Origin of the sequence: Inquilinus sp. Marseille-Q2685, from assembly GCF_916619195.1 — a bacterium.
GTDB lineage: Bacteria > Pseudomonadota > Alphaproteobacteria > DSM-16000 > Inquilinaceae > Inquilinus.
On record NZ_CAKAKL010000010.1, the window covers coordinates 110,519 to 130,136 of the forward strand.

The window sequence follows — 19,618 nt, forward strand, 5'->3', positions numbered from 1 at the left end:
AGAACAGGAGACGACCATGAGCCTGTCGCTGGATCACGTGGTGATCGCCGTCCGCGACCTGGAGCGGACCGTCGCCGATTACCAGGCGCTCGGCTTCACCGTGGTGCCGGGCGGCGAGCACACGCACGGCGCCAGCCGCAACGCGCTGATCGTCTTCGCCGACGGCGCCTATGTCGAGCTGATCGCCTTCCGCCGGCCGAACCCGGAGTTCCGCTGGTGGCGGGTGCTCAGCGAGGCCGGCGACGGGCTGGTCGATTTCGCCCTGCTGCCCGGCGACATCGCGGCCGACGTCGCCGCGGCCAAGGCGCGCGGCCTCGAGCTCGAGGGGCCGACCGACGGCGGCCGGCTGCGGCCCGACGGACAGCGGCTGGAATGGCGCACGGCGCGGGCCGCGACCTCGGACCTGCCCTTCCTGTGCGGCGACGTCACGCCGCGGCAACTGCGGGTGCCCGAGGGCGATGTCCGCCGCCACCCCAACGGCGCGCTCGGCATCGCCGGCATAGAGATCGCGGTGGCGGACGCCGGGGTCAGCGCCCGGCGCTACGGCGCCCTGCTCGGCACCGCCGTCGATCCCGGCGCGCCGGTCGCGCTCGGCGACGGCCAGTCCGTCCGTCTGCTGGGTCCGGACCGTGCCGGGGCGGCCCTGGCGACGCGCGGGGAGGGGCCGGTCTCGCTGACGCTGCGCGTCGCCCCCGGCAGTGCGACGGGCGATCTCGACCCGGCCCGGACCCAAGGCGTCCGGATCGGCCGGGTCGCTTCGGATCAGGGATAGGCGCTTCCGGCCCCGGCCGGTCACTTCTCCGGCATGATCGAAGAATGGTGCGAGGCGATCAGCCAGGCGCCATCGGCGAACTCATAGGTGTAGGTGTAGCGCGCCGGGACCTTGCTGCCGTCGGCCAGCGTGAAGGTGTAGGTGCCGGCGTCGGTCACCGTGTTGCAGCCGATCCAGATCACCCGGCTGTCGACGGCGCCCTGCGGCCGCTGCTCCAGGAAATGCTTGAAGTACTCGACCCGCTGCTCCTGGGTCAGGCGCGGCGTGTTGGACAGCGTCGGCAGCAGGATGGCGTCCTCGGCATAGTTGGCCGCCACCGCCTCGGCCTTAAGCGTGGCGAGGGAGGCATTCCAGCGGTCGAACAGACCGGCCACCTCCGCCTCCGTGATCGGCTCGCAGCGGGTCGCCGCAGCGGCGGGCTGCGTGGCGGCTGCCGGTTGGCCGGCGACCGCGGTCTGCAGCGAGAGGACGGAAAGGGCCAGGGCACCGGCCAGGACGAAACGCATCATGGTCTCCTGTGTTGATGGGCGCCGGGGATGTCCGGCTCCCGATGGCCGGAGATCTGGTCCGCCGGGCGGGGCCGCGCGTCTGCCGGACGGATCTGCCGAACGGCATAGGGCGCCGGGCCGGGCGCTGCGGTATGCTGCGCCGCGCCACCCGTCCGGAACGGAGCGAAAGTCGGACCATGCCCTTGCCGTCGGAGGCTGCCGAGGCTTCCACCGTCGACGAACTGCGCCGGCTGTACCGGGACGCCGAGGCGCGCGCGGCGCGGCTGCGCTTCATCGTCGAGACCCATACCGGCCTGGAGCGCGGCCGATTCGAGGATGTGGCCGGGACGGTGCTGGCGCAGGTCTCGGCCTTCGCCGGGGCCGGATCGGCCGCGCTGGAGATCGAGGCCTCGCACGGGCAGCCCGCCTGGCGGGTCGGCGTCGGGCGGGCCGGCGATGCCGGCGCGGCCGTCGACCTCGTCGCCGGCGACGGCGGGGCGACGGTCCGGCTGGCGCTGCGCCTGCTGCCGGGGCGGCGCGGCCCGGCGGCGGAGGACCGTGACGCGCTGGACGTCGCCCTCCGCGGCATCGCCGCCGCCGTGGGCCTGCAGCGCCAGGCGGCGGAGCGGCAGCGGCTGCTCGACGACATCGCCGGCAAGCGGGCGGAGCTGGCGGCGCTGGTCGGCCGCCTGATCGAGGCGCAGGAGCAGGAGCGGCGCCGGGTGGCGCACGACCTGCACGACGGCTCGGCCCAGACCTTGGCGGCGCTCGGCTACCGGCTGCAGGCCGTGACCGCCGGGCTGCCGGACGATGCGCCCCTGCGGCGGGAGCTGGCGGAGATCGCGGATCTGGCGCGCCGATCGGTGGCCGAGATCCGCGCCGCGATCGCCGATCTGCGCCCGCCCGAGCTCGACGGCCTCGGCCTGGCCGCGGCGCTGCGGGCGCGGCTGGACACGCTCGGCGGCCTCGCCGTGTCGGCCGAGCTGTCCGCGGCGGCGAATCGCTGGCCTGCGGCGGTCGGCCTCGTGCTCTACCGCGTCGCCCAGGAGGCGCTGGCCAATGTGCTCAAGCATGCCGGGGCGGGGCGCGTCACCGTGCGGCTGTTCGAGGAGGGGCGGCAGGCCCATCTCCACATCGCCGATGACGGCCGAGGCCTGGTCGCCGCCGGGGCGCCCGGCGCCGCCGGCGAGCGCCTGGGCATCGCCGGGATGCGCGAACGGCTGGCGCTGATCGGCGGCCGGCTCGAACTGGACGGCGCGGCGGGGCAGGGCACGGCCGTGCGCGCCGCCGTGCCCTTGCCGGCCGGGGAGGGGCGGTCGTGACCGCATCGGTGTTGATCGCCGACGATCACGATCTGGCCAGGGCCGGCCTAGCCGCGATGATTGGCCGCGAGGAGGAGTTCCGCATCGTCGCCGAGGCCCGGACCGGAGCCGAGGCCATCGCCGCCTGCCGGGACCGGCCGCCCGACCTCGCCATCCTCGACATCCGCATGCCGGAACCGGACGGCCTCGCTGCGACGCGGGAGATCCGGCGGGTGGCGCCGCAGACCCGGGTGCTGATCCTGACCATGCACGACAGCCTCGACTATCTCGAGGCCGCGATCGAGGCGGGCGCCTCGGGCTATCTGCTGAAGGACGCCAGCCGCACCGACATCCTGGCGACCATGCGGCGGGTGCTGGAGGGCGAGGCCTTCTTCAACGCCGAGCTGGTGGCCAGGCTGCTGCGCCGGGTCGCCACCCGCCCGGTCCCGCCGGCGAGCGTCCTCGACAGCCTGACCGGGCGCGAGCGCGAGGTGCTGGCCAAGGTCGCGGAAGGCCTGACCAACAAGGAGATCGCGCGCAGCCTCGGCATCGCCCCCGGCACGGTGAAGATCCATGTCGAGCGGATCATCGCCAAGCTGGGCGTCGGCGACCGGACCCAGGCGGCGGTCCTGGCCGCACGCAGTGGGTTGCTGCCGGGGGTGGCCGCGCCGCCATGACCGGGACCCGCCGCCGGCTCGGACGCTTCACAGACCTGCCACTGAAGACCAAGGGTATCATCGTCGTCGCCGTGCCGCTCGCCCTGCTGCTCGGCGCCCTGGTCTTCGCCTTCCTGGCCGACCGGCAGAGCGCCGTTGCCGAGGACCGGATCCGCCTGACCCTCGCGATCCAGTCCGACATCCAGGAGATCCACGCCCAGATCGCCGAGGCGGCGACCGGCGTGCGGGGCTATCTGCTGACCGGGGAGGACTCGTTCCTGGCGCCCTATGACCGGGCGGTGGCCGGGCTGCCGGTGGTGATCGAGCGGATGGGCGGCCGCCTCGTCGACCCCGAGCAGAAGGAGCGGCTGCAGCGCATCCGGACCATGGTCGCGGCCAAGCTCGACAGCCGGGCGGCGCTGCGGCGGGCCGCAACCGCCGGCCCGGCGGACCAGCCGGCGTTGACCGTGGCATTGGCCGAGAGCAAGGCGGATCTCGACGCCCTGCGGGCGGAGATCGACACGATGACGCGGCGGGAAGCGGAGCTGCTGGCCGCCCGCTCCGAGGTGGCGGAGGAGGCGCGCTGGCGCTCCCAGGCCCAGCTGGTCGCGGCCGGGGTGCTCGGCCTCGGTGGCGCACTCGCCGCCGTCATCCTGTTCTCGACCGGCATCGTCCGCCGCGTCCACGCCCTCGAAGGGGCGGCGCATCGCCTGGCGCGCGGCGAGAGCGTCGCGGCGCCGCATCCGGCGGGCGACGAGATCGGGCATCTCGAACAGGCGCTGCACCAGGCCAGCATCCTGCTCCGTCGGCGCGAGGCCGAGCTGCGCGAGAGCGAGCGCAACCTGGTCGCCGCGCGGGAGGAGGCGCTGCAGGCCAGCCGGGCCAAGAGCGAGTTCCTGTCGCGCATGAGCCACGAGCTGCGCACGCCGCTCAACTCCATCCTCGGCTTCGCCCAGCTGCTGGAGCTGGACCTGAAGGACGAGGAGGCGCGCGAGAGCGTGGCGCAGATCCTGCGCGCCGGGCGGCACCTGCTGAGCCTGGTCGGCGAGGTGCTGGACCTGGCTCGGATCGAGGCCGGGGGGATGGACCTGGCGATCGAGCCGCTGGCGGTTGCCGAACTCCTGGCCGAGGCCGTGACGCTGGCCGCGCCGCTGGGACAGCCGCGGGGCATCGCGTTGGCGCTGGCGGCGCCCGGCGGCGCCGGCCTTTCGGTGCTGGCCGATCGGCGCCGGCTGCTGCAGGTGCTGCTCAACCTCCTGTCCAACGCGGTCAAGTACAACCGCGACGGCGGGCGCGTCGTCCTCGACCACCGGCCGGCAGATTCGGCGCGCGTCCGCATCACCATCCGCGACACCGGGCCCGGCATCCCGCCGGAACGGGCGGAGCGTCTGTTCGCGGCCTTCGAACGGCTCGGTGCCGACCGTTCCGCGGCGGAAGGCTCGGGCCTCGGTCTTGCGCTCTCGCGACAGCTCGCCGAGGCGATGGGCGGCCGGCTGCTCCACGAAAACCTGGCGGAAGGCGGTTCGGCCTTCCATCTTGAATTGCCGCGGCCGCGCGGCCAGTTGGACGACGGTGCCGATGAAGCGCGGGGCCGATGACGAGGGGACGATGCCAACAACCGACCTGATGCGCCGGTCGACGATCCTGGTCGTCGACGACGAGCCGGCCAATGTCGTGCTGCTGGAGCGTCTTCTGAAGCGCGAGGGCTTCACCCGCCTGCTGACCACCACCGATCCGCGCCGGGCCCTGCCGCTGTTCCAGGAGCATCCGGTCGATCTCGTCCTGCTCGACCTGATGATGCCGGAGCTCGACGGCTATGCCTTGCTGGAGGCCTTCTCCCGCCTGATCCCGGCCCAGGCCTATCTGCCGATCCTGGTGCTGACCGCCGACGTCACTCTGGCCGCGCGCCGCCGTGCCCTCTCGCTCGGCGCCCGGGACTTCCTGACCAAGCCCTTCGACGCGGTCGAGGCGGTGCTGCGGATCTTCAACCTGCTCGAGACGCGGCTCCTGACGCTCGAGCTCGCCCGGCACGGCCTGGCGCGGCCCGAGACCGAGCGGCCGCTGTTCGAGTAGCGCGGCGGCCGAAGCGTCGTCGCCAGATCATCCATCCCCCACCACTCCGAGGGACCTCCCGTGGACTTCTCCTGGATCTCCGACCCGACCGCCCTGGCCGCTTTGGCGACCCTCGTCGTCATGGAGGTCGTGCTCGGCATCGACAACCTGATCTTCATCTCGATCCTGACCAACAAGCTGCCGGAGCACCAGCGCAGCAAGGCGCGCCGGATCGGCATCGGGCTGGCGCTGTTCCTCCGGCTCGCCCTGCTGGGCACGGTCTCGATCATCGTCCAGCTCACCGAACCGGTGTTCGAGGTCCTGGGCCATCCCTTCTCCTGGCGCGACCTGATCCTGATCGGCGGCGGCCTGTTCTTGGTCTGGAAGGCGACGAAGGAGATCCATCACAGCGTCGACCCGACCCCGGCCGACGACGTCTTCGGCACCGCCAAGGTAACGCTGGGCTTCGGCGCGGCGATCGGGCAGATCCTGATGCTCGACCTCGTCTTCTCGCTCGACAGCATCATCACGGCGGTCGGCATGACCGACCATGTGGCGATCATGGTGATCGCCGTGATCGTCGCCGTGGCGGTGATGCTCGCCGCCGCCGATCCGCTGTCCCGCTTCATCCACGCCAACCCGACCGTGGGGATGCTGGCGCTCGGCTTCCTGATGATGATCGGGATGACGCTGATCGCGGAAGGCTTCGGCGCCCATGTGCCGAAGGGCTACGTCTACGCCGCCATGGCGTTCTCGGCCCTGGTCGAGGGGCTGAACATGCTGTCCCGCCGGGCCGCGCGGCGCCGGGCGGCATCGGCGGATGCCGCCCCGCGCAAGCCGGCGGGGTAGCCGCCCGGGCACTGCGATCCGCGGGATGGCGGACGGAGACCTGGGCGCCGGCATGTGCCGGCGCCCAGGTCTTGCCATCCAGGCTGTCCCGGCCACATCCCGCCCGCCTTCGCCCTGGATTCATGATGATTGCGCTTGAGGCGATATTCTGTCGATTTCTAGATTAATCGATTTCTTTTTATTTCAATAATACTGGCTTGAGCCGGTTCGGCTCGTTTTGATAACAGGATGCTCCGTTCGATTTGAAGATTTGTCGTCGCCGGGCGCAGGCCGGCTGCGACGCTTCAGCGGCGCGACAGCGATGAAGGCCGCCCTGGCCGGCCGACGGATCCAACCTGACTGGAGGATGTTCCCCATGCACCGCAGAGACCTGATGATCTCCGGGCTTGCCCTGCTGATGCTGGCCGGAACGGCGTCCGGCGCCGGCGCCGCCGACTGGTGGGGCAAGAAGCTGCCCGGCCAGCCGCAGAACTTCATCTTCGGCTATGGATCGCTGATCAACACCGCGTCCCGCACCTCCACCGCGACCAAGCCGATCGACGCGATCCCGGTGCGGGTCTCCGCCTCCTTCGGCTACATCAGGGCCTGGGTCGACCGCGCCAGGTCGGGCTTCACCGCCCTCGGGCTGCGCAAGCCCGGCGCCGGCGAGCAGGCGATGACGATCAACGGCGTGCTCTATCCGGTCGAAGGCGACGACATGAGCCTCTTCGACCAGCGCGAGGCCGGCTACAAGCGCATGGAGGTGCCGCGCGACGCGATCGAGGGAGTGTCCTGGGAGCAGGTGCCCACCGAGGGGAAGATCTGGGTCTATGTCTCGGTCGGCAAGGACGGCACGCCCGGCGAAGGCCTGCAGCCGCCCTCGGCCGACTATCCCCTGCTGCAATCCTATGTCGATGTCGTGATCGACGGCGCCCTGGAATACGGCCCCGACTTCGCGCGCGAGCTGATCGAGACGACCGCGGATTGGAGCCCCTATTGGCTGAACGACCGCGAGCTGCCGCGCCGGCCCTGGGTCTACGACAAGAACTACGCGATCGTGGACAAGCTGCTGGAGGAGACGGCCCCGGCCGGTTCCCATCTCAAGGACCGTCTGTTCCCCGAGGTCTACGCGATCCGCAACGTGGCGCCCGCCGCCCAGTAGAGATCTTGCGAGCGGGAGAGGCGGTGCGAAGGCGGAGCGCTATGACGCCAGCCGCCGCCGTTCCTCGCGCCGGGCGGCCTGCACCTGCGGGTCGGGGTCGAGCCCGGCCGCCAGCAGCGCCCTGGTGTAGGGCTCGCGCGGCGCCTCGAAGATCTCGCGCACGATGCCGCTTTCGACGATGCGGCCGGCGCGCATGACGATGACGCGGTCGGCGAAGTCCCGCACCACCGGCAGGTCGTGGGCGATGAAGATGAAGGCGATGCCGAGCTCCCGCCGCAGCCGGTCGAGCAGCGCGATCACCTGGGCCTGGACCGAGACGTCGAGCGCGGAGACGGCCTCGTCGCAGACGATCAGCTCCGGCTCCAGCGCCAGCGCGCGGGCGATGGCGATGCGCTGGCGCTGGCCGCCGGAGAACTGGTGCGGATAGCGCCGGGCGCAGTCCGCGGGCAGCCCGACCTGCGCCAGCAGCTCCGCCACCCGCTCGCGCCACCGGGCCTTCGGCAGGATCTCCGGATGGATCGCCCAGGCCTCGGCGATCAGGTCGTGCACGGTCATGCGCGGGTTCAGCGACTGGGTCGGGTCCTGGAACACCATCTGCATCTGCCGCCGCAGGCCGAACAGCTCCTTCGGCGGCATGGCGAAGAGGTCCCGGCCCTTCCACAGGGCTCGCCCGCCGCTCGGCGTGTCGAGCTGCAGCAGCACCCGGGCGAGGGTCGACTTGCCGGAGCCGCTCTCGCCCCCGATCGCCAGCGTCTCGCCGCGATGCAGCGCGAAGGAGACGCCGTCGAGCGCCCGATAGGTGCCGTAGGATTTGGCGACGCCCTCCACCGCCAGCAGCGCCGCGCCGGCCGCCGGCTCGTCATGCATCCGGCCCTTGCCGGGCGCGGCGGCGATCAGGCGGCGGGTATAGGGGTGGCGCGGATGGTGGTAGACCTCCGCGGCGCTGCCGGTCTCGACGATCTCGCCCGCATTCATCACCACGACGCGGTCGGCCACCTCGGCGACGACGCCCAGGTCGTGGGTGATCAGCAGCAGGCCCATGCCGGTCTCCTGCTGCAGCTCCTCCAGCAGGGCCAACACCTCCGCCTGCACGGTGACGTCGAGCGCGGTCGTCGGCTCGTCGGCGATCAGCACGTCGGGCTTCAGCGCCAGCGCCATGGCGATCATCAGCCTCTGCCGCTGGCCGCCGGAGAACTGGTGGGGATATTTGCGCAGGGCCGCCTCCGGATCGGGAATCCCGACCCGGCGGACCAGCTCCAGCGCCCGGCGGACGGCCGTATCCTTCGCCTCGCCATGGGCGGTCATCGCCTCCACGATCTGCCAGCCGACGCTGTAGACCGGGTTGAGATGGCTCAACGGGTCCTGGAAGATCATGGCGATGCGCCGGCCGTTGATCCGGCGCCGCTCCTCGGCCGAAAGCCTGAGCAGGTCCCGGCCGTCGAACAGGATCTCGCCGCCGGTGATCTCGCCCGGCGGCCGGTCGATCAGGTCCAGGATCGCCGAGGCCGAGACCGACTTCCCCGAGCCGCTCTCGCCCAGGATGGCCAGGGTCTCGCCGCGGTCGAGATGCCAGCTGATGCCCTTGACGGCCTCCACGACACCGCCCGCGGTGTGGAAGCGGACGGCGAGGTCGCGGACCTCGAGCAGATGCTCAGCCATTGGTCTTGGCCCTCGTCTCCAGCCGCCAGCGCTGCACCGGGTCGAGGGCCACGCGCAGCCAGTTCGACAGCAGGTTCAGCGACAGGGTGGTGAGGATGATGGCCAGGCCGGGCCAGAAGGCGAGCCACCAGGCGTTGCGCAGATACTCCCGCCCCTGGCTCACCATCAGCCCCCAGGTGATCTCCGGCGGCTGGATTCCGATGCCGAGGAAGGACAGCGAGGATTCCGCCAGCATCACGAAGGCGAAGTCGAGCGTGGCGATGGTCAGCAGCGTCGGCAGCACGATCGGCAGGATGTGGCGCAGGACGATGCGCCGGTGCGAGGCGCCCATCACCTTCGCCGCCTGCACGAACATGCGCTCGCGGATCTCCAGCACCTCGGCCCGGGTGGTGCGCAGATACACCGGGATGCGGGTGATCGCGAGCACGATCACGAGATTGGCGACAGACGGCGCCAGCACATAGAGCACGACCACGGCCAGCAGCAGCGACGGGAAGGACATGATCACGTCGGCCAGCCGCATGATCGCCGGGCTGGTGCGCCGGCCGCCATATCCGGCGACCAGGCCCAGGGTTGCGCCCAGGATGGCCGAGCACAGGACGGCGCCGGCCGCGACCGCCAGCGTGTTGCCCGCCGCCACGACGATGCGCGCGAGCAGCGGGCGGCCCAGGGCGTCGGCGCCGAGCACGAACAGCCAGCCGCGGTCGAGCGAGAAGGGCGGCGCGTTGCGGCCGCGCAGGTTCTGCGCGGTGGCGGCCTCGGCGAGGAGATGCGGCCCCAGGATCGCGCACAGCACGACCACGAGCAGCACGATCGCCGCGGCGAAGGCGAGCTTGTCCCGCCACAGCATGCGCAGCACGCGCCCGGGCGACCAGGCGTCCGGAGCGGGAGCCGTCGCGGGCATATCGGCCACGGGGCTACTGCCGGATGCGGGGATCGAGGACGGCATAGGCGAGGTCGATCAGCAGGTTCATGACGAAGATGGCGACCGCGGTCACCGTGATCGCCGCCAGGATCACGTTGAAGTCGCGCTGCAGGATGGCGTCGATCATCAGCTTGCCGACGCCGGGGAAGCCGAAGATGGTCTCGACCACCACGGCGCCGTTCAGCAGGGCGGCCGCTTGGTCGCCCATCACCGTGATCACCGGCAGCACGGCGTTGCGCAGCGTGTGGACGAAGATGATGGACGGGGTCTTCACGCCCTTGGCGCGCGCCGTCTTCACATAGGCGGAGCCGAGCGCCGACAGCATCGACCCGCGCACCACCTGCACCAGCAGGCCGAAGGGCCGGATGAACAGCACCGCGATCGGCAGGATCCAGTGCCACGGCGTGCCGGTGCCGGAGGTGGGCAGCCAGCCGAGGTTGATCGAGAACAGGACGATGGCGACGATCGCGATCCAGAAATCGGGCGCGGCCGCGGCGACCAGGGAGACGGTGGAGGCGAAGCGGTCGAAGACGCCGCCGATGCGGAAGGCGGCGAGCGACCCGACCACCACCGCCGCCGCCATCACCAGCGCCATGGTGATCAGCGCCAGCTGCAGCGTCCAGGCGAAGCCCTCGAGCACCACGTCGATCGCCGGCCGCGCCTTGCGGATGGATTCGCCGAAGTCGAGATGCAGCAGGTCCCAGAGATAGCGGCCGAACTGCAGCAGCAGCGGGTCGTTCAGGCCGTGGATCCGGCGGAACTGGTCGCGCATCTCCTGGGTGGCGTCAATCGGCAGGAATAGCGCGGTCGGGTCGCCGGTCATCCGCGACAGGAAGAACACCAGCACGATCAGGCCGATCAGCGAAACCAGGCTGGCCAGCGTGCGCTGCCTCACGAGTTTCAGCATTCCGGTCCGCCTTCCGCGCCTATTTGAAGCCGATCTCGGCGAGCTGCAACTGCGAGTTGGTGGCGATGGTCGGCTTGAAGTCGATCCGCTCGTTCACCCGGGCGAAGCTGACCATGTGGAACAGCAGCACATCCGCCACGACGTCGTCATGGAGATAGGCGAAGAGCTGGGACCACAGCCTGGCGCGCTCGTCGCCGGAGGCGGCGCTGGCCTGCTCGATCAGCGCGTCCGCCTTCGGGTCGCTGATGCCCGACTGGCGACCCTGCGAATGGTACTTGAAGTACATCGAGAACACCGGGTCGCCCTTGGCGTTGTCGTGCTGCGCCGCGACCAGCTGCGGCGCGCGGCCTTCAGGGTAGGGCTTGGAGTAGAGGCCCTCGAACTCCGCCACCTCGTGCATCTTCAGGTCGACGTTGAAGCCGGCCTCCTGGAGCATGCCGAGCAGCGCCTCCATCACCTCGGTGACGTTCGGGAAGTTGTTGGTGCGGCCGACCAGCTCCAGCCTGGTGTCGACCGGCACGCCGTCGGCCTTCGCCTGGGCCAGCAGGGCCTTCGCCCCCTCCGGGTCATAGGCCGGCACCTTGACGTCCTTGTTCCAGCCCAGCGTGGTCGGCGGGACGATGGCGGTCGCCAGCTCGGTCCCCTTCGGCAGGATCGTGCCGATGAAGGCCTCGCGGTCCACCGCCATGTTCAGGGCCTGGCGCACGCGCTTGTCGTTCAGTGGCGCCATCGAATGGTCGAGGCGCAGATAGAAGGTCTCCGAGTTCAGATAGGAGAAGTCGGTCGCCGGGTTGGTCGCGTCCTGCTCCGAGATCGAGGGCGCGATGTCGGCCTCGCCCGTCTCCACCATCGCCGCGCGGACCGCGGAATCCGGCCGGAACACGTAGGTCGCCTTGGTCACGGCCGGGGGCTTGCCCCAATAGCCGTCGCGGCGCTGCAGCACGATGCTCTGCCCCGGGGTCCATTCCGACAGCACGTAGGGGCCGGTGCCGACCGGCTTGCGCGTGAACTCGACCGGCGTCTCCGACGGCACGATGGTCAGGAGCGACATCAGGAGCGGCAGGATCGGCTGGGCGGGATCGGTGGTGATGTCGATGGTGTGGTCGTCCACCACCTGGGTCGAGATCGTCATGCCGCCGAAATAGCGCGGGGATTCGCAGCTGATCTTGTCGCTCATCGCGCGCTCGATCGAGTGCTTGACGTCGTTGGCGTCGAAGGCCGAGCCGTCGGAGAAGGTGACGCCCTGCCGCAGATGGAAGCGCCAGGTCTTGTCGCTGACCGCCTCCCAGCTCTCGGCCAGCCGCGGCACCAGGCCCTTGCCGCCGCCGACATCCAGCTCGGTCAGCGTCTCCGAGACGTTCTCCAGGATGATGCGGCCGATGTTGGAGCGCGTCGCCATGCAGGGCTCGACCAGGTCGACCTCCTCGCCCAGCACGATGATGACGTCGGTCTTGGCCTGCGCGAAAGCCGGGCCGAAGGACAGCACCGCCAGCGCGGCGCCGATCAGCGGAACTCTGGGCAACACCCTTGGCCTCCCTGACGATGGTCGTTCCGGCATCCGGATCCGGCGACGCCGCCGAGGTTCCCCGCATGCCCGCCTTCCTGTTGCCTCGGACTATGCGGTTTTCGAGCCGGTGTTGTCAACTTGTGGTTCACGAGCTGCGCCTCCAAGACTCGCTGCAGAACGGATAATGCTTTTAGTGATTTGAAATCATGGAGGATTTTGCAACCTTCATGGTTTTGGGATACGCTGATACAACTTGACAACTCGTCGTCCGGCCAGCATCGTGCGGACCGTCCACGATCTGGGGGAGGGACCGTTGAGCCCCGATGAGATTGCCGCGCGCATGACGGGCGTCGTCGCCCCCGGTCCGGCGGGACGGCTCGAGGCCTTCCTGCCGTCGCCCGTGGCGCAGAACCACGCCGCCTTCCTCGCCTTCCTGCCGGACGGCTCGCTCGCCTGCGCCTGGTTCGGCGGCACCATCGAAGGCGCGTCGGACATCTCCATCCACGTCTCGACCCTGGCGCCCGGCGCCGCGCAATGGGCCGCGCCGCGGCGGATGAGCGGCGATCCCGCGCGGTCGGAGCAGAACCCGGTGATCTTCGTCGATCCGGACGGGCGCATCGTTCTCGTCCACACCGCGCAGCCCGCCGGCAACCAGGACGAATGCCTGCTGCGCTGGCGGACGCTCGTCCATGCCGGCGGGCAGATCTCCGCCGGGCCGGCGCGCGAGCTCGACCTGCCGCGCGGCACCTTCGTGCGGGCGCCGATCGTGCTGCGCGACGACGGCGCCTGGATGATGCCGGTGTTCCGCTGCGTCGGCCTGCCCGGCCGGCGCTGGACCGGCAGCCACGACACCTCCGCGCTCGCCGTCAGCCGCGACCGCGGCGAGACCTGGCAGCTCACCGAGGTGCCGGGCTCGGTCGGCTCGGTGCACATGACGGTGGTGCCGCTCGGAGGCGGGCGGCTCGCCGCCTTCTACCGGCGCCGGCAGGCGGATTTCGTGCACCGGTCCGACAGCGCGGACGGCGGGCGCACATGGTCGGCGCCGCGGCCCACCGACGTACCGAACAACAACTCTTCGATCGGCGCCATCCGCCTGTCCGACGGCCGCATCGCGCTGCTGTGCAACCCGTCATCGGCCGCGACCTCGCAGGATCGGCGCCGGTCGCTCTACGACGAGATCGGGGATGGCGGCGACGCGCGCCCGGACGCCGAGGGCGGCTGCTCGCCGGTCTGGGGCGTGCCCCGCGCGCCGCTGGCCCTCTGCGTCTCGGAGGATGAGGGCCGCAGCTTCCCCCTGCGCCGGATCGTCGAGGACGGTCCGGGGACCTGCCTGACCAACAACTCGCTCGACGGCCGCAACAGCGAGCTGTCCTATCCGGCCCTGGTGGAGGGGCCGGACGGGGCGCTCCACCTCGCCTTCACCTGGCACCGGCGGGCGATCAAATATGTGCGCCTCGCCCCCGGCTGGATCGACGGGCGCGGGGCCTGAGCCGGAGCCCCGGCGCCGGTCAGAACGAGACCTGCTTGAAGGCGCGGGTCTGGGCGGTGAGGGCCTGTTCGGTGGGCAGCCGCTCCATCGAGCTGGCGCCGTAGAAGCCGTGGCAATGGCGGCAGCGCTGCAGGACGTAGGCGGCGTCCTCCGGCATCGCGATCGGCCCGCCATGGCACAGCACGATGATGTCGGGGCGCACGGCCAGCGCCGCCGCGGCCCAGTCGTCGATCAGGGCGACGCAATCGTCCAGCGTCTTCGCGGTCTCGGCGCCGATCGCGCCGCCGGTGGTCAGGCCCATATGCGGCACGATGATGTCGGCGCCGACCTCGGCCATCGCCACCGCCTCTTCGGCCGAGAACACATAGGGCGTGGTCAGCAGGTCGAGGGCATGGGCCCGGGCGATCATCTCGACCTCCAGCCCGTAGCCCATGCCGGTCTCCTCCAGGTTCTGGCGGAACACCCCGTCGATCAGGCCGACGGTGGGGAAGTTCTGCACCCCGGCGAAGCCCATGGCCTTGAGCTGGCCCAGGAAATGGTCGGTCAGCAGGAACGGATCGGTGCCGTTGACCCCGGCCAGCACCGGCGTCTTCTGCACCACCGGCAGCACCTCGCGCGCCATCTCGACCACGATCTCGTTGGCGTTGCCATAGGCGAGCAGACCGGCGAGGGAGCCGCGGCCAGCCATGCGGTAGCGGCCGGAGTTGTAGATCACGATCAGGTCGATGCCGCCGGCCTCCTCGCATTTGGCGGAGAGGCCGGTGCCGGCGCCGCCGCCGACGATCGGCTCGCGGCGCTCGACCATGCGGCGGAACCTGGCCAGGAGGTCGGCGCGGGCGAAGCGGGTCATTCGGGCATCCTCGACGGTCAGTGGTGGGCGATGGTCCGGAACTCGCGCACCAGGGCGGCCGCGAACTCCGGGTCGTTGATGTGCAGCGGCAGCTCGATCAGCCGCCGGTCGGCGGTCTGCCGCAGGTCGCGGCGCAGCGCCTGGAACAGGGCGTCGTCCGCGGCGGGATCATGGAACGGTTGGCCCCGCGCGTCGATGGCCGAGATGCCGCCGAGCGGCAGCAGGAAACGCACCGGCCCGGGGCAGAGGTTGAGGCGCGCGGCGATCCAGGTGCCGATCGCCGCATTCTCCTCCGGCGTCGTCCGCATCAGCGTCACCTGGGCGTTGTGGACATGCAGGCGCCGGCCGCGGAACTTTTCCGGCACCGTCTCCATCGCCCCGAAATTCACCATGTCGACGGCGCCGGTCGATCCGACATAGGGCAGGCCGGTGCGGGCGATCGCGCCGAACCGGTCCTCGCTGCAGGCGAAGACGCCGCCGACCAGGTGGTCCGCGACCTCGGTGGTGGTGGCGTCGATCACGCCGCGCAGGAAGCCGCCCTCGGCCAGCTTCTCCATCGACTGGCCGCCGGTGCCGGTGGCGTGGAACACCAGGCAGTCGTGATCCTGCTCCAGCAGGCGACGCACCTCGGTGACGCAGGGCGTGGTGACGCCGAACATGGTCATGCCGATCGCCGGCCGGTCGCCGGCGCCGGCAGTGGCCCGCCATGTCGCCATGCCGGCGACGGCATGGGCTGCGTTGGCGATCACCCGCCGGCTGATGGCGTTCAGCCCGGCGATGTCGACCACCGAATGCATCATCGTCAGGTCCGTCGCCCCGACATAGGGCGCGACATTGCCGGAGGCGACGGTCGACACCATCAGCTTCGGCAGCCCGACCGGCAGGGCGCGCAAGGCCGCCGTGACCAGCGCGGTGTTGCCGGTGCCGCCCAGCCCCAGCACGGCGTCGATATCGTCGCGCGTCGCCAGGTAGCGGGTCAGCGCCGCCGCCATCGCCGTCACCGCCACGCCGCGGTCGCCGGCGCCCAGCACCGCGGCGGCGCCGTCCGGGTGGTGGCCGGCGACCTCGGCCGCGGTCACGTCGGCCTCCTCGCCGCCGCCACGGGTGCCGACATCGACCAGCTGCGCCGCGACGCCGGCCGCGCGGATGCAGTCGCGGGCATAGGCCAGCTCCGTCCCCTTCGTGTCGCAGGTTCCGATCACCAGGACCGCCATGTCTCTCCCTCCCCGTCGCCCGGTCGCCACGCCGGCTTCGCCAAAAAGCATATTGCATATTGTGTATTCTTAACAAGCGGGATAGGGTGGCCTCCATGAGCGCTGAAAAACACCTCACCCTCCGCGAGCGGATCCGCGACGAGCTGGTCCGGATGATCGTCAGCGGCGAGCTGCCGGCCGGGGCCTCGATCGACGAGAAGAAGCTGGTCGAGCGGCTGTCGACCAGCCGCACCCCGTTCCGCGAGGCGATCGGCACGCTGGAGCGGGAGGGGCTGATCGAGATCCGGCCCTATCGCGGCTTCTTCGTGCGCCAGCTGTCGCGCAAGGATGTCGAGGACCTGTACGACCTGCGCGAGACGCTGGAGGCGATGGCCGCCAGGCGGGCGGTGGAGCGCGCCACCGACGGCGACATCGACCGGCTGTCCGCGGTGCTCGACCGCGCCGTGCAGGCGCTGCGGGCGGACGACATGGCCGCCTATGCCGCGGAGGATCGGCGCTTCCACGAATTCATCGCCGAGCTGTCGGACAACCACGCCCTGGTCGACACGCTGTCGCGCCTGGCGCTGCAGATCCAGATGTGCCGGGTGATCGCCAATCGCAGCCGGGATTTCGCGGAACGCGCGGCGGATGAGCGCGACCGCATCCTGGGCGCCTTCCGCCAGCGCGACGCCGGACTGGCCGCCCGGCTGATGGCCGAGCACATCGCCGATGTCCGCCAATCCGTCATGGCGCAGCTGATGGCCGACGCCGCGGAAGGCTGATCGCGCATCGGGCCGGCCCGGCAAGAGGCCCAGCGCCCGATCAACAGGGAGGATCTGGGAATGTTGAGACGTCTTGGCCTGGGGCTCGCCCTGGCCGCCGCCGGCTTCGCCGCGGGCCTCGCGCCGGCGAAGGCCGAAATCCTGAAGATCTGGGGGCCGGAGCAGATCACCGATCCGGTGATCGCCGATCTCTGGAACGGCCTGAAGGCCGATTTCGAGAAGGCCAATCCCGGCACGACGGTGGAGTTCATGGTGCCGACCGGCACCATCTCGAACGGCGCCGTGCAGGCGGCGATCCAGTCCGATGCCGGCCCGGACCTGGTGCTGACCAATTCCGGCGTCGGCCGGGTCGGCATCGTCGCCAAGGCCGGGCTGGTGGTGCCGCTGACCCGCTATTACGACGAGCGCGGCTGGAAGGCGCAGCTGTATCCCTGGCTCTACGACACGCTGAAGGGGCAGTTCGGCGGCGAGATCTACGAGATCCCGGACGGGCTCGACGTCATCGGCGTGTTCTACCACAAGGACATGTTCGCCGAGCATGGCTGGACCATGCCGGACAGCTATGAGGGCTTCCTCAAGCTGCTCGGCGAGATCAAGCAGGCGGGCATCCAGCCGCTGACCGTCGGCCCGCGCAACAACGCCAATGGCGGCCACCTGTTCGGCAACCTGCTGCAGGGGACCGCCGGCCGTCAGGGGGTCGGCGAGGTGCTGTCGGGCCAGCGGCCCTGGGCCGACCCGGCCATGGTCAAGGGCGCGCAGCGCCTGGTCGACCTGGTTGCCGCCGACTATGTCCAGCCGCAGATGGTCGGGCTCGACCTCGACGCCGCCGCCCGGCTCTGGTTCACCAAGCGCGCGGCGATGATGGTGGCCGGGCCCTGGTTCACCAACAACGCCCGCAAGGCTGGCTTCGACATGGCCAATGCCGGCTACGCGACGATGCCGTCGGATATCGCCGGCGACTCCCTCGCCACCGGCGGCGTGGGCTGGAGCTGGATGCTGCCGAAGACCTCGCGCCACCCGGACCTCGCCCTGAAATGGCTCGACTACATCCTGTCGGATGCGGTGATGACCCGGCGGGCCTCGCATGCCAGCAGCTGGATGGTCTATCCGCGGGCGCTGTCGGGCCTGACGCCGAGCCAGCCGGTGCTGGCCAGCGTCTTCGCCGCGGCCGACAAGGGCGTCGGCTACAACCCCAGCGTCTACATGCCCGGCAACGTCCTCGAGACCTATCTGCAGGTCATCCAGGGCCTGATCGGCGGCCAGATCGACGCCGCGGCAGGCATGGCCCAGATCGACGGCCAGATGCAGCAGGAACGGGATGGCGGCCCGCAGCCCTTCCCCGCCCGGCCGGGCGGGGAAGGGCTGCGGGCCGCCATCCCGTTCCTGCTGCCGGCGGTCGGCCTCTACGCCCTGTTCACCCTGCTGCCGATTGCCGACACCCTGCGCCTCAGCGTCACCGCGGCGGATACCGGCGCCGGGGCGGCCGCGGGTAGCGGCTTGCAGAACTACGCCCGGCTCGCGGGCGACCCGATCTTCTGGCAGGCGCTGCGCCAGACCGTGGTCTGGCTGGTGCTGCACCTGGTCTTCGCCGGCGGCCTGGGCTTTGCCCTGGCCCTCGCGATCTCCGGGCTCAAGGCCGGGCGGATCTTCTACCGCTGCGCCTTCTTCCTGCCGCATGTGGTGTCGCTGGCCGTGGTCGGCGTGATCTGGAGCAAGATCTACGACCCCTATTTCGGCCTGATCAACGGCGCCCTCCACACCCTCGGCCTCGACAGCCTGGCCCGCGGCTGGCTGTCGGAGCCGTTCCTGGTGCTGTTCTCGATCAACCTCGCCAGCAGCTGGCAGGGCTTCGGCCTGTACATGCTGCTGTTCATCGCCGGGCTGCAGGGCATCGACCGCACCCTCTACGACGCGGCGGAGGTCGACGGCGCCACCGCCTTCCAGAAGCTGCGCCACGTCACCATCCCGGGGCTGCGCGAGGTCATGACCTTCGTCGCCTCGCTGGCGCTGATCAACGGGCTGAAGGGCTTCGCCACGATCTGGGTGATGACCCAGGGCGGGCCGTTCTACCGCAGCGAGCTCTTGACCACCTACATCTACAAGCTGGCCTTCCAGCTGCAGGATCACGGCCGGGCCGCGGCGCTGTGCGTCGTGCTCAGCCTGATGGCGATCGCCATCACCGTCGGCTTCAACCGCTGGCGGGAGCGGATGCGATGAGCCGCCGCTCCCGCTCCGACCGCTGGCGGGCGCTGGGCCTGCTGCCGCCGCTCGCCTTCCTCCTCGGGCCGTTCCTGTGGCTGCTCGCCTCCAGCCTGAAGACCGAGGCCGAGATCGCCACCGCCGACCCGTTCTCGGCGCCCGACCGGCTGATGTGGGCCAATTATGTCGACGCCTGGCGCATCGGGTCGTTCGGCGAGCTGATCCTGAACAGCCTGGCCAACGTCGCGGCGGTCGTGGTGCTGATGATCCTGGTCTGCGCCCCGGCCGGCTACGCCTTCGCCAAGATGCGGTTCCGCGGCAGCGGGGCGCTGTTCTATCTGCTGATCCTCGGCCTGACCGTGCCGATCCAGGCGATCGTCATCCCGCTGTACCAGCTGCTCTCCGGCCTCGGGCTGCTCGACAGCCTGGCCGGGATCACCCTGGCCCAGGTCGGCAACGGCATCCCCTTCGGCGTGTTCCTGATGCGCAACTTCTTCCGCAACGTCCCGCATGAGCTGCTGGAGGCGGCGCGGGTCGACGGCTGCGGCCATGGCCGCATCCTGCTGCGGATCTTCCTGCCGATCTCGGCCCCCGCGGTGCTGGCCCTGGTGGTGATCAGCGCGCTCGGCACCTGGAACGACTTCTTCCTGCCGCTGGTGGTGCTGATCTCGCCCGAGGTGCAGACCCTGCCGCTCGGCCTGGTGCGCTTCGCCGGAACCTATTCGACCGATCACCGCCTGGTCTTCGCCGGCACGGTGATCTCCTTCCTGCCGATCGTTCTCCTCTACATCGCCACCCAGCGCCGCTTCACCGAAGGCCTGACCCAGGGTGCCCTCAAGGGATGACCG

The 19,618-nt window shown here is 70.7% G+C and carries 18 protein-coding genes; 11 read left to right on the plus strand and 7 right to left on the minus strand.

From position 1 onward, the window contains the following. The first annotated feature begins 16 nt into the window (after positions 1–16). Positions 17–772: a VOC family protein gene (locus tag LG391_RS30570; RefSeq protein WP_225772219.1), complete on the plus strand. Its 756-nt coding sequence runs from the start codon at positions 17–19 to the stop codon at positions 770–772. Positions 773–792: 20 nt separating this feature from the next. Here the strand turns inward: LG391_RS30570 and LG391_RS30575 are convergent, their stop codons facing one another. Next, on the minus strand, positions 793–1,281 hold the full coding sequence (locus LG391_RS30575) for an SgcJ/EcaC family oxidoreductase (RefSeq protein ID WP_225772221.1): 489 nt from the start codon (positions 1,279–1,281) through the stop codon (positions 793–795). Between the two features lie 176 nt (positions 1,282–1,457). On the opposite strand from LG391_RS30575, the gene LG391_RS30580 reads away from it, so the two are divergent. The 6 genes from LG391_RS30580 to LG391_RS30605 all read left to right on the plus strand — a co-directional run bounded on the left by LG391_RS30580 (position 1,458) and on the right by LG391_RS30605 (position 7,259). Next, on the plus strand, positions 1,458–2,582 hold the full coding sequence (locus tag LG391_RS30580; protein ID WP_225772223.1) for a sensor histidine kinase: 1,125 nt from the start codon (positions 1,458–1,460) through the stop codon (positions 2,580–2,582). After that, a complete protein-coding gene (locus LG391_RS30585; protein ID WP_225772225.1) occupies positions 2,579–3,238 on the plus strand; it encodes a response regulator transcription factor in 660 nt (219 codons plus the stop codon). Before LG391_RS30580 ends, LG391_RS30585 begins: the two co-directional genes overlap by 4 nt. Continuing rightward, a complete protein-coding gene (locus tag LG391_RS30590; protein ID WP_225772227.1) occupies positions 3,235–4,815 on the plus strand; it encodes an ATP-binding protein in 1,581 nt (526 codons plus the stop codon). Before LG391_RS30585 ends, LG391_RS30590 begins: the two co-directional genes overlap by 4 nt. Before the next feature lie 10 nt (positions 4,816–4,825). Further along, positions 4,826–5,290, plus strand: coding sequence for a response regulator (locus tag LG391_RS30595; protein ID WP_225772229.1), 465 nt, complete (start codon positions 4,826–4,828; stop codon positions 5,288–5,290). Positions 5,291–5,410: 120 nt separating this feature from the next. Further along, complete coding sequence (locus LG391_RS30600) at positions 5,411–6,118, plus strand: TerC family protein (protein ID WP_374200815.1); 708 nt, start codon at positions 5,411–5,413, stop codon at positions 6,116–6,118. A 355-nt stretch (positions 6,119–6,473) separates the two neighbouring features. Next, positions 6,474–7,259: a gamma-glutamylcyclotransferase family protein gene (locus LG391_RS30605; RefSeq protein WP_225772233.1), complete on the plus strand. Its 786-nt coding sequence runs from the start codon at positions 6,474–6,476 to the stop codon at positions 7,257–7,259. 39 nt (positions 7,260–7,298) lie between these two features. Here LG391_RS30605 and LG391_RS30610 read toward each other — a convergent pair whose 3' ends face one another. Genes LG391_RS30610 through LG391_RS30625 form a run of 4 tightly spaced genes read right to left on the minus strand, consistent with a single transcriptional unit; the run spans position 7,299 to position 12,272 of the window. Next, positions 7,299–8,918, minus strand: a complete 1,620-nt coding sequence (locus LG391_RS30610; RefSeq protein ID WP_225772234.1) for an ABC transporter ATP-binding protein — start codon at positions 8,916–8,918, stop codon at positions 7,299–7,301. Beyond that, on the minus strand, positions 8,911–9,822 hold the full coding sequence (locus LG391_RS30615) for an ABC transporter permease (protein WP_225772331.1): 912 nt from the start codon (positions 9,820–9,822) through the stop codon (positions 8,911–8,913). Before LG391_RS30615 ends, LG391_RS30610 begins: the two co-directional genes overlap by 8 nt. 13 nt (positions 9,823–9,835) lie before the next feature. Then, positions 9,836–10,750: an ABC transporter permease gene (locus LG391_RS30620; protein ID WP_225772236.1), complete on the minus strand. Its 915-nt coding sequence runs from the start codon at positions 10,748–10,750 to the stop codon at positions 9,836–9,838. A 19-nt stretch (positions 10,751–10,769) separates the two neighbouring features. Beyond that, positions 10,770–12,272 (minus strand): ABC transporter substrate-binding protein, encoded by a 1,503-nt coding sequence (locus tag LG391_RS30625; RefSeq protein WP_225772238.1) that lies wholly within the window; start codon positions 12,270–12,272, stop codon positions 10,770–10,772. A gap of 298 nt (positions 12,273–12,570) precedes the next feature. On the opposite strand from LG391_RS30625, the gene LG391_RS30630 reads away from it, so the two are divergent. Beyond that, on the plus strand, positions 12,571–13,746 hold the full coding sequence (locus tag LG391_RS30630) for an exo-alpha-sialidase (protein WP_225772240.1): 1,176 nt from the start codon (positions 12,571–12,573) through the stop codon (positions 13,744–13,746). Positions 13,747–13,765: 19 nt separating this feature from the next. Here the strand turns inward: LG391_RS30630 and LG391_RS30635 are convergent, their stop codons facing one another. Together LG391_RS30635 and LG391_RS30640 are read right to left on the minus strand one after the other, a co-directional pair. Further along, positions 13,766–14,596 carry a phosphoenolpyruvate hydrolase family protein gene (locus LG391_RS30635; protein WP_225772241.1) on the minus strand — a complete coding sequence of 277 codons (831 nt, stop codon included), beginning with the start codon at positions 14,594–14,596 and terminating at the stop codon, positions 13,766–13,768. Positions 14,597–14,613: 17 nt separating this feature from the next. Then, positions 14,614–15,810: a Tm-1-like ATP-binding domain-containing protein gene (locus tag LG391_RS30640; protein WP_225772243.1), complete on the minus strand. Its 1,197-nt coding sequence runs from the start codon at positions 15,808–15,810 to the stop codon at positions 14,614–14,616. 95 nt (positions 15,811–15,905) lie between these two features. Between LG391_RS30640 and LG391_RS30645 the strand changes: the two genes are divergently transcribed. Genes LG391_RS30645 through LG391_RS30655 form a run of 3 tightly spaced genes read left to right on the plus strand, consistent with a single transcriptional unit; the run spans position 15,906 to position 19,615 of the window. Next, positions 15,906–16,571, plus strand: coding sequence for a GntR family transcriptional regulator (locus LG391_RS30645; RefSeq protein WP_225772246.1), 666 nt, complete (start codon positions 15,906–15,908; stop codon positions 16,569–16,571). A gap of 60 nt (positions 16,572–16,631) precedes the next feature. Then, positions 16,632–18,788, plus strand: a complete 2,157-nt coding sequence (locus tag LG391_RS30650) for an extracellular solute-binding protein (protein ID WP_225772248.1) — start codon at positions 16,632–16,634, stop codon at positions 18,786–18,788. Beyond that, positions 18,785–19,615 (plus strand): carbohydrate ABC transporter permease, encoded by an 831-nt coding sequence (locus LG391_RS30655; protein ID WP_225772250.1) that lies wholly within the window; start codon positions 18,785–18,787, stop codon positions 19,613–19,615. The genes LG391_RS30650 and LG391_RS30655 overlap by 4 nt, the downstream gene beginning before the upstream one ends. Positions 19,616–19,618: the final 3 nt, after the last annotated feature.